Here is a 7,713-nt window from a genome sequence, read left to right as displayed (position 1 = left end):
CATGGTCAATGCTGGTGATGATGACATTTACTATCACGCTGTTCCTTAAGGATATAAAAAAACGCGTGCATATTGCGCAGTAAGTCATGTCAATTCATTGCGCCTATTAATGAATTTTCCTCATAGGCGCAATGTCATTTCAGGCCATTATCTTCACAATCCCTTCCGCTAACATGGACGTATTCGATCTCTCTGGAATTCAACATGGATCACGCCTCAACGCGTACGCAGTCCTTTACCGTCAAATCGAGCGGTTTGCCGTTTATCCTCATTCTGAGTACGTTGATGGCGATCACCTCGCTATCCACGGACATCTATCTGCCCGCCATGCCGATCATGGCGCGCGAGCTGCATGGCGATGCGGAACTCACCATCACCGGTTTTCTTATCGGCTTCTGTATTGCCCAGCTGATTTGGGGGCCGCTAAGCGACCACTTTGGCCGTAAAGCGCCGCTGTTTATTGGGCTGACGCTGTTTGTCATCGGCTCAGCGGGTTGTGCGCTCTCCACTGACATTACCCACATCGTGTTCTGGCGTGTGTTTCAGGCGCTGGGTGCTTGTACCGGACCGATGCTGGCGCGCGCCATGATTCGCGATCTGTTTGGCCGCACGCGTGCCGCGCAGATGCTCTCGACGCTGATGGTAATTATGGCGATTGCGCCGATTGCCGGGCCGCTGTTGGGCGGGCAGATGATCCGCGTGACATCCTGGCATGCCATCTTCTGGCTTTTGGCGGCCATCGGCGGCGTGATGTTGATGTTGATTTGCTGGTTGCCGGAAACCTTGCCGCCGGAGAAACGGGTGAAAGCCTCGCTGCCAGGCGCGTTTCGCAACTATTTCGCACTGCTGAAAAATCGCCATTTCATGCGGTTTACCCTGTGCGTGGCGTTCTATTACGTCGCCGCTTATGCCTTCATTACCGGTTCGCCTTTTGTCTACATCTCTTACTTTGGCATCGATGCGCAGCACTATGGCTGGCTGTTTGCGGTCAACGTGGTGGGTTTGATGGCGGTCAGCATGGTCAACCGACGTTTGGTGCATCGCTATCCGCTTGAGTCGCTGCTGAAGTTTGCCGTGTTAACCGCCACCGTGGCGGCGCTGATCCTCGCGCTCTGCACCAAACTGCAGCTCGGCGGCATCGTGATGATCATTCTCTCGGTGTTCGTGTTCTTCTCGATGAACGGCATCATCGCCGCCACTTCAACAGCGGCAGCGATGGATGCGGTGCCGAATATGGCGGGTTCCGCCTCGGCGCTGATTGGCTCGCTGCAATACGGCAGCGGCATCATCTCGTCGTTGCTGCTGGCGCTGTTAAGCGACGGCACGCCGTGGACCATGGGCTGGATTATCGTGCTGTTTACCGTGGCGAGCGCGGTGATGGCGATCAGCGCCGCCACGGCAAAGTCGCAAGCTTAAATGTTCTGGTCGAAGAACGGATCGAGTTGGCTCATCGCTTCATCGACATAACGTGGCACCCAGTACGTCTCGATGTGGGTTGCGCCTGCGATGAGATAGAGCCTTTTGTTGGCGGTTCCGCTGGCTTTGCTAAAGGCGCTTTGCGTCATGTAGAGCGAATCAGCTTTGCTGCCCGCCATCATCAGCAGCGGCTGGTTGATCAGCTCCATGTTGCTTTGCGCATCAAAGCGCATCAACTCCAGCAGGCTGCTGGTGGTGTAGCGGAACGTTGAGTTCGGATGGGCGTGGGTTTTCCAGTAATAGGCGTAGCCCTGGCGATAGAGATCGAACGGCAGTTTGGCGATCTGTTCATCGGTCAGATTGGCGTCGCCGGAGTAGCTGACTTCGCCGCTGGACGCTTCTTTGCTGCGCGCCTCAGTGGCGGCACGCAGGCGATCCTGAATAGTGGCGATCTGGGAATCCTGATAGCCGTTGCGGCGCACGCGCCCGGAATCGAACATGCTCAAGGTTGCCAGTGCTTTGAACCGTTTATCCGTCTGGGCCGCTTTCAGCGAGTAACCGCCGCCGCCGCAGATGCCGAGCAGGCCCATGCGCTCAGCATCGACGCCGGGATAGCGGCTGAGGTAATCGGCCATGCCGTGAATATCTTCAATGCGGTTAGCCGGAATATCCACGCTGCGTGGCATGCCACCGCTTGCACCCTGATAGGCAGCATCGGCGGTGATAGTGATGTAACCGTGTTCGGCCAGTCGTTGTGCGTACAAACCGGCCACTTGCTCTTTCACGCCGCCGTTAGGATGCGCGACCACAATCGCGGGATATTTTTTTGCCGGGTCGTAATGGGCGGGCGTGTAAACGTTGGCGGCGATTTGCAAGCCGTGCAGATCGTATTTCACAGGATGGATGTTGACCTTGCCCGTCACGTTTTGCGTAATCGCGCCGTCATAAACCAGCGTGAAAGGGTTTTGTCGGTAATCAGCGGCCTGTGCGCTGCCGGAAATTGCCGTGATCAGCAGGGCATGAATTGCAGTGAGTTTCATCTTCGCTCCCGGAAAAAAGTAGTGGCCTGAATAGTGGCCATGCACGGCAGCTTAAGGTGCGCGGGCTGACAGCATCATGACCAGAACATAACAACCTTGTCAGTTTCATCCGGGCAGGCTGACAGCGCTGTCAGCAACTTGTCAGCTTGCTGTTGGTGAGCGACGCGCAACATAACGTTCAACGCTGTAAACAAAGGAAGCCCCAGCTATGCGCTTATTGTTGGTTGAAGACGAAGAGAAAACCTCCACGTACCTGAGCCGCGCGCTGGGTGAATCGGGGTTTACCGTGGATGTCTCAGCCGACGGCGCGGAAGGGCTGCACTTTGCGCTCGAGTTTGATTACGACGCGGTGATCCTCGACGTGATGCTGCCGGGCATTGACGGTTATCGCGTGCTGGAAGGCATTCGCAGCAGCAAACAAACGCCGGTGTTGATGCTGTCGGCGCGGGGTTCGGTGGATGAGCGGGTAAAAGGATTGCGGCTCGGGGCAGATGATTATCTGCCCAAGCCTTTTTCGCTGATTGAACTGGTGGCGCGCATCCAGGCGCTGGTGCGGCGTCGCGCCACCGATGGCGCTGACATCACGCAACTGCAAATCCACGATCTGCATCTCGATCTGCTGGCGCGCCGGGTATTCCGCCAAGGCAATCGGCTGGAGCTGACTGCCAAAGAGTTCGCGCTGCTCAGTTTGCTGGCGCGGCATCAGGGCGAAATTTTGTCGAAGATGATGATCGCTGAACAGGTGTGGGACATGAATTTCGACAGCGACGCCAACGTGGTGGAAGTGGCGATTAAGCGTCTTCGCGGCAAAATCGACGCACCTTTCGCGGTCAAACTGCTGCATACAGTGCGCGGCATGGGCTACGTGCTGGAAGTGCGGGAGGATCAGCATGTTTAAAGGTTCGATCTCGGCGCGGCTGGCGCTGATGTTTGTTATCAGCATGGTGCTGATCGTCTCGACGATTGGCCTGCTGCTGCGCAGTTCGCTGCATGATTCGCTGCAAAAGCAAATGCACAACGAACTGCAGTTTCGTGAATCGTTGATGAGCCCGTGGATCAGCGCGCGCAGCTCGCCTGAAGGCTGCCCGGCGCTGGCCAGCAAGTTCACTGATTTAACCAGCGCGGAAGGTGAGCGCGTGCGTTACTGGATTTTGAGTGACGATGCGCATTTCAGCGTTGGCGGTGCGCCGCCGCTCGGCGTGCGTTGGGATGCCTTGCAGGAAGGCTTCAATAAAGTACCGGGCGCGACCGATGAGGCCTGCTCGCTGTTTCTGCTGGTGAAAACCATTGCCGCGCATGGCGAGCGGCCGGCGCTGCGCTATGTGGTGGCCATCGATTCCACGCCTTACATGGGCACGCTGGATGCCTTCACGCGCACGCTGCTGATTATCGCGTTGGTTGGCGTGTTTATTGTGGCGCTGCTCGGTTATGCGATTTCACGCATTGGCCTGCGTCCGGTGGGCGCTTTGAGCCAGCAGGCGCAGCAGCTGGCACCGGGCGATCATGCTCAGCGTCTGAATACCGACAGCTTGCCGGACGAGCTGCAGCCGCTGGCTGCCTCATTTAACGGCGTGCTGGAAAGACAGGCGGTCGCGTGGCGGCAACTGGAGAGTTTTAATGCTGATGTCGCGCACGAGCTGCGCACGCCGCTGACCAATTTGATTGGTCAAACGCAACTGGGCTTAGCGCGCCGCCGCTCGCTGGTGGAGTTGGAGGATTTACTCGGCTCTAATCTGGAAGAGCTGGAACGCATGACCTCCATCGTCAATGACATGCTGTTCCTGTCGCATGCCCATGCGGGTGAACATGCTTCACAGCTGACGCGCGTGTCGCTGCGCGCCGAGACCGCTAAAACCGCTGAATATGTAGAACCCAGTTTCGCTGAAAAGCAGCTGCGATTGCAGATTGACGGCTATGCGCAGGTGCATATCGATCGGCGCTTATTCCATCGCTCGCTGGCGAATCTGCTGGAGAACAGTGCGCGCCATGCCGCGCCACACAGCACCATTACCGTCACGCTGAGTGAATCCTCCACGCAGGCGAGGGTGGCGGTTTCGAATCATGGCGACGCCATCGCGCCTGAGCATCTGCATCGCCTGTTTGAACGCTTTTATCGTGTGGACGCGTCGCGCGCCAAAAGCGACACCCATCATGGGCTGGGATTATCGATTGTGCGTGCGGTGGCGATCATGCATCGCGGTGACGTTTTCGCGCGCAGTGAAGGGGGAATCAACACGTTTGGGCTGACCTTTGCCTTAACGCCCGAACGTAAAGCGCTGTCTGCCGCGCCCGTCGCCTCGCTGAAAACTGACAACATTGTCAGTAACGCGTCAGCCTGACGACATCTGCGCCTCGTTAGAATCGATGCCTCGCCGCATCCATGTTCAACAAAATAGGACACACGGCATGACAGCAAAATCGGCTTATCTGGGGCTAATACTCTCCCTCGCTTTCTCATCGGTTGCCGCCGAGCCAATGGTGCAGATTGCACCGGCAGGCAGCCAATCATCGCTAACCGGTCCGGCGCAAAACTTCACCGGTCAGGTGCGCGTTGATCCGCTGTTTGTGGCGGACAACGACATCAATGCCTCGGCTGCGTATGTCACCTTCGAGCCCGGCGCGCAATCGGCGTGGCATACGCATCCCGCCGGACAACGGCTGATTGTCACCTCCGGCGTGGGCTTAACCCAGCAGGAAGGGCAACCGGTGCAGATCATCCGTGCCGGTGATGTGGTGATCTGCCCGCCAGGCGTCAAGCACTGGCATGGCGCCAGCGCTAACAGTGCGATGACACATATCGCGGTGACCGGCGTGGTGGACGGCAAAAGCGTAACCTGGATGGAGAAAGTGACTGATGAACACTATCGCGCCGATTAAGCAACTCACCTTCGGCATCGTCATGATGTTCGCCTTTAACCTGGCGACCTATGCTGCAACCCAACAAGGAGTGACACCTGCAATGAATGAGTTATCAAATCTGTCCGAGACGCTCTCGGCACGTCAACAAGCCATTCCGCTGATGGCGGCGTTTATGGCAACCAGCAACATGGAAAAACTGGATGCGGCGCTTAATCAGGGGCTGGACGCCGGATTAACGGTAAACGAAGCCAAAGAGATCCTGGTGCAGCTGTATGCCTACACCGGTTTTCCGCGCAGTCTCAACGCGCTGAGCGCGCTGATGAAAGTCACGGAAGCGCGTAAGCAGCGCGGCATCAAGGATGAAATCGGCAAAGAGCCGGCGCAGCCGGTTCCGGTGGGCGATGCGCTGCGTCAGCTGGGCACCGATAACCAGACCAAAATTTCTGGCGCGCCGGTGCAAGGACCACTTTTCGACTTCGCACCGGTGATCAACCAGTTCCTGCAAACCCATCTGTTTGGCGATATTTTTGCCCGTGACAACCTCGACTGGCAAAGCCGCGAGCTGGCCACGGTGGGCGCATTGGCCGCCACGCCGGGAGCAGAATCGCAGCTGCTGTCACATACGCGCACCAGCTTGCGCGTAGGGATCACGCGCGGCCAGTTGCAGCAGCTGGCTGACCTGTTGCGCGCCAATGGGGAAGTTGAGGCGGCGGATCGCGCGGAAAGCGCATTGCAGGCGATATGAGTTAGCTATTCATTACAGAGGAAAGATTTTTGAAAAATTCACTCAAAATCTGCAGCATCTGTCTGCTGGCGACCAGCTTTATCGCCGCCGCACAGGCGCAACCTTTAGTGATTCAGGAACAAGGTAGCTTTACGGCGGGCGGGACGGTGATCACCGCGCCAGGGCAATTCGATGCCAAAAAGCCGCTGGATCCCGCAGGCCAGACCTATCATGGCGATCACGCGGCGGTGTTTTATCAAATTCCACCGCATGCGCATAAATATCCCATCGTTATGCTGCACGGCGCCGGGCAGTTTTCCCGCACCTGGGAAAGCACGCCGGATGGGCGCGAAGGGTTCCAGAACCTCTTTCTGCGACGCGGATTTACCACTTATCTGGTCGATCAGCCGCGTCGCGGTAGCGCCGGTCGCAGCACGGTAGAAAGTACGCTGACACCGAAACCGGATGAGCAGCTGTGGTTCAATCAGTTCCGTCTCGGCGTGTGGCCCACCTTCTTCAAAGGCGTGCAGTTCTCACAGGACAAAGAGGCGCTGAACCAATACTTCCGCCAGATGACGCCCAACACCGGGCCGTTTGACGTCAATGTGATTTCGGATGCGCTGTCCGCCGTGGTCGATAAAAGCGGTCCCGCCATTCTGTTTACCCATTCGCAGGGCGGCGGTCCAGGCTGGTACACCGCGATGAAAAACAGCAAGGTCAAAGCGATAGTCGCCTTTGAACCGGGTAGCGGCTTTGTGTTTCCAGAAAATGAATTACCTCCAGCGATGCCCAGTGCGTTCGATACGCTGAAGGGTGAGCCGGTGGCGCTGGATAAGTTTATGGCACTGACCAAAATTCCTATTCTGATCTTCTATGGCGATAACATTCCGGATAAACCCAGCGCCATGCCAGCGCAGGACAGCTGGCGCGTAAGGCTGGCGATGGCGCGCCAGTGGCGAGATGTGGTGAATAAACACGGTGGCGATGTGCAGGTGATTCACCTGCCGGAAATCGGCATTAAAGGCAACACTCATTTCCCGTTCTCCGACCTGAATAACGTACAGATCGCCGATCAGGTCAGCCAGTTTTTGCAGCAGAAGCATCTGCAATAGCTCATCAGCAGGGTTTATTGATTGATGAATACAACTAATAAACCCTAGCTGATTACCGGGTCTGACCAAATCAATGCTGGGGCGTTATGCTTTTGGAAACTCTCAAAAGGATAACGCCATGCACACTGTAAAACTCAATAACGGCCTCGACATGCCTCTGCTGGGCTTAGGCGTGTTTCAGATGACCGATGCCGCCGAGTGCGAGCGCGCGGTAATCGACGCCATTGAAACCGGCTATCGCCTGATCGATACCGCCGCGTCTTATCAAAACGAAACTCAGGTTGGCAATGCCCTCAAACAGAGCGGCATCGCGCGCGATGAGCTGTTCGTCACCACCAAATTGTGGCTGCAGGACACGAACTATGAAGGTGCTAAAGCGCAGTTTGAGCGTTCACTCAATCGCTTGCAGATGGATTATGTCGATCTCTATCTGATTCACCAGCCGTACGGCGATGTGCACGGCGCGTGGCGGGCGATGGAAGAGTTGCAGCAGGCGGGCAAGATCAAAGCGATTGGTGTCAGCAACTTCCAGCCGGATCGTCTGGCGGATCTCATCGCCTTC

The 7,713-nt window shown here is 56.9% G+C and carries 8 protein-coding genes; 7 read left to right on the top strand and 1 reads right to left on the bottom strand.

Annotation, left to right across the window (positions count from 1 at the left end):
• The first annotated feature begins 204 nt into the window (after nucleotides 1-204).
• The gene (locus RTY00_RS02210) at nucleotides 205-1,416 is read left to right on the top strand and encodes a multidrug effflux MFS transporter (RefSeq protein WP_312663262.1); all 1,212 of its coding nucleotides are present in this window, start codon (nucleotides 205-207) and stop codon (nucleotides 1,414-1,416) included.
• Here the strand turns inward: RTY00_RS02210 and RTY00_RS02205 are convergent.
• Complete coding sequence (locus tag RTY00_RS02205) at nucleotides 1,413-2,456, bottom strand: alpha/beta hydrolase (protein ID WP_312663261.1); 1,044 nt, start codon at nucleotides 2,454-2,456, stop codon at nucleotides 1,413-1,415. The two genes, RTY00_RS02210 and RTY00_RS02205, sit on opposite strands and share 4 nt — an antisense overlap.
• Before the next feature lie 208 nt (nucleotides 2,457-2,664).
• Between RTY00_RS02205 and RTY00_RS02200 the strand changes: the two genes are divergently transcribed.
• The 6 genes from RTY00_RS02200 to RTY00_RS02175 all read left to right on the top strand — a co-directional run.
• The gene (locus RTY00_RS02200; RefSeq protein ID WP_176971680.1) at nucleotides 2,665-3,354 is read left to right on the top strand and encodes a heavy metal response regulator transcription factor; all 690 of its coding nucleotides are present in this window, start codon (nucleotides 2,665-2,667) and stop codon (nucleotides 3,352-3,354) included.
• Nucleotides 3,347-4,795, top strand: coding sequence for a heavy metal sensor histidine kinase (locus RTY00_RS02195; protein WP_312663260.1), 1,449 nt, complete (start codon nucleotides 3,347-3,349; stop codon nucleotides 4,793-4,795). Before RTY00_RS02200 ends, RTY00_RS02195 begins: the two co-directional genes overlap by 8 nt.
• 67 nt (nucleotides 4,796-4,862) lie before the next feature.
• Nucleotides 4,863-5,333, top strand: a complete 471-nt coding sequence (locus tag RTY00_RS02190; RefSeq protein WP_312663259.1) for a cupin domain-containing protein — start codon at nucleotides 4,863-4,865, stop codon at nucleotides 5,331-5,333.
• Nucleotides 5,311-6,060, top strand: a complete 750-nt coding sequence (locus tag RTY00_RS02185) for a carboxymuconolactone decarboxylase family protein (protein WP_312663258.1) — start codon at nucleotides 5,311-5,313, stop codon at nucleotides 6,058-6,060. Before RTY00_RS02190 ends, RTY00_RS02185 begins: the two co-directional genes overlap by 23 nt.
• Before the next feature lie 47 nt (nucleotides 6,061-6,107).
• Nucleotides 6,108-7,151, top strand: coding sequence for an alpha/beta hydrolase (locus RTY00_RS02180; protein ID WP_409519111.1), 1,044 nt, complete (start codon nucleotides 6,108-6,110; stop codon nucleotides 7,149-7,151).
• 118 nt (nucleotides 7,152-7,269) lie between these two features.
• Nucleotides 7,270-7,713: aldo/keto reductase (locus RTY00_RS02175; protein WP_312663256.1), on the top strand; the 444-nt coding region annotated here is incomplete at its 3' end.

The organism is Pantoea sp. CTOTU49201 (assembly GCF_032054795.1).
GTDB lineage: Bacteria > Pseudomonadota > Gammaproteobacteria > Enterobacterales > Enterobacteriaceae > Pantoea > Pantoea symbiotica.
Note: the sequence above shows the minus strand (reverse complement) of the source record. Positions and strands in the feature narration are given on the sequence as shown.

What these genes read in the sequence shown, in the direction of transcription:
- RTY00_RS02210 (WP_312663262.1), top strand. Translation starts at nt 205, where the DNA reads ATGGATCACGCCTCAACGCGTACGCAGTCCTTTACCGTCAAATCGAGC.
- RTY00_RS02205 (WP_312663261.1), bottom strand. Translation starts at nt 2,456, where the DNA reads ATGAAACTCACTGCAATTCATGCCCTGCTGATCACGGCAATTTCCGGC.
- RTY00_RS02200 (WP_176971680.1), top strand. Translation starts at nt 2,665, where the DNA reads ATGCGCTTATTGTTGGTTGAAGACGAAGAGAAAACCTCCACGTACCTG.
- RTY00_RS02195 (WP_312663260.1), top strand. Translation starts at nt 3,347, where the DNA reads ATGTTTAAAGGTTCGATCTCGGCGCGGCTGGCGCTGATGTTTGTTATC.
- RTY00_RS02190 (WP_312663259.1), top strand. Translation starts at nt 4,863, where the DNA reads ATGACAGCAAAATCGGCTTATCTGGGGCTAATACTCTCCCTCGCTTTC.
- RTY00_RS02185 (WP_312663258.1), top strand. Translation starts at nt 5,311, where the DNA reads ATGAACACTATCGCGCCGATTAAGCAACTCACCTTCGGCATCGTCATG.